A 2,032-nucleotide genomic window follows, 5' to 3' on the forward strand; every position below is an offset into this window, starting at 1 on the left:
CCTGGATGAAAAGGGCCAGGCCATCAATCTCACGCCCAACACGCAGTACCCTGTGAACCTGGGCATGGCGTGCCCGAAAGGGTGGGAGGCGCTCACTCCCCTCTACGCTGCTGATCGCGCCACCACTCCCCTGCTGAATGGCGAGGCCGTGGACTGGGACACGGCCATGCAGGTCTTTTGCCGGAAGTTCGAGGCCATCATGGACCAGCACGGGCGCGAGTCTGTGGCCTTCCTCAGTACCGGCCAGATCATGGTGGAGGAGATGGCCTTTCTGGGTGCCCTGGCCAAGTTTGGCATGGGCATGGTGCACGGCGATGGCAACACCCGCCAGTGCATGGCCACCGCCGTGGCGGCCTACAAGGAGAGCTTCGGCTTCGACGCCCCGCCCTACACCTATGCGGACTATGAGCAAGGGGACGTGCTGGTGTTTATTGGCGCGAACCCCTGCATCGCCCACCCCATCATGTGGCAGCGGGTGCTGTCCAATCCGAACCAGCCCGAAATCATTGTGGTGGATCCGCGGAAGACGGAGACGGCCATGGCCGCCACCCAGCATCTGCCGATCCTCCCCAAGTCTGACCTGCTCCTCTTCTACTGCCTGGCTCACTGGCTGGTGAAGCACGGCCACGTGAAGCCGGAATACATCGCGGCCCACACGAACGGCTACGAGGACTTCTGCGAGTTCCTCAAAGACTACGCTCCGGTGCAGCACTACGCTTCGCTAGGGCTCAGCGAGCAGGAGTTCCTCAAGTTCGCGGAAACGATCGCGAACGGGAAGAACGTCTCCTTCTGGTGGACCATGGGGGTGAACCAGGGGCACGAGGCCACGCGCACGGCGCAGGCCATCATCAACATCGCCCTGATGACCGGCAACATTGGCCGTCCCGGCACCGGTGCAAACTCCATCACCGGGCAGTGCAACGCGATGGGGTCCCGCCTTTTTTCCAACACGACCAACCTCATCGGCGGGCATGACTTTACCAAAGCCGAGCACCGCGCCAAGGTGGCCCGCGCCCTGGACATCCCTGAAGAGCGCATCCCGCAAAAGCCCAGCATGGCGTATGACCAGATCGTGCAAGGCATTGAAGAAGGCCGCATCAAGGGCCTCTGGATGATTGCGACCAATGCCGCGCACTCCTGGATCCAGCAGAAGCGCATTCGCGAGGTGCTACAGAAGCTCGACTTCTTTGTGGTGCAGGACATGTACGCCACCACGGAGAGCGCACAGCTCGCCCATCTGGTGCTGCCCGCCGCGGGCTGGGGTGAAAAGGAGGGCACCTTTATCAACTCCGAGCGCCGCATCGGGGTCTCGCGCAAGGTGAGCCGCGCACCAGGCCAGGCGCTGGCAGATTTTCACATCTTCCGTCTCATCGCCGAATACTGGGGCTGCGCCTCCCTCTTCCGCTCCTGGACCTCCCCGGAGGCCGTGTTTGAGCGCCTGCAGCAGGTGACCAAGGGGCAGCCCTGTGAGATCACCGGCATCGAGGGGTATGACATGCTGGAGAGCCACGGTGGCATGCAGTGGCCCCTGCGCCCCGGAGATGAGCCGGGCAAAGAGCGTCGGCTCTTTGAGGACGGCAAATACTACACACCCGATGGTCGGGCGAAGTTTGTATACGAAGCCCCGCGTGCCGTGCCCGAGCCGCCCGATGCCGAGTACCCGCTGGTGCTGCTCACCGGTCGAGGCACGTCAGCGCAATGGCACACGCAGACACGCACCGGCAAGTCAGCCATCTTGCGCAAGCTGCATCCCACCGCGCTCATGCTGGACATCCATCCCGAAGACGCGATTAAGCTGAAGATCCGGGACGGCCAGACGGTCACCGTCAGCTCCCGGCGCGCCAGTATCACAGCGCAAGCGAGAGTCAGCACCACCATGCGTCCCGGCCAGGTGTTTCTGCCCATGCATGATCCCCAGGTGAACCAGCTCACGCTGAGCGTGGTGGACCCGTACAGCCGGCAACCGTCCTACAAGCATTGTGCGGTGAGGGTCGGGTAGAGAGCTGGGGCAGGAAAAGTAGTGCTGAGCTTT

At 63.0% G+C, this 2,032-nt stretch carries 1 protein-coding gene; it reads left to right on the forward strand.

The genetic code is table 11. From position 1 onward, the window contains the following. Positions 1-1,999 (forward strand): molybdopterin-dependent oxidoreductase (locus BV106_RS30760; RefSeq protein WP_038171330.1); only part of this gene is annotated, 1,999 nt, incomplete at its 5' end. Positions 2,000-2,032 lie beyond the last annotated feature (33 nt).

This window comes from Verrucomicrobium sp. BvORR106 (genome assembly GCF_000739655.1).
Lineage (GTDB): Bacteria > Verrucomicrobiota > Verrucomicrobiia > Verrucomicrobiales > Verrucomicrobiaceae > Verrucomicrobium.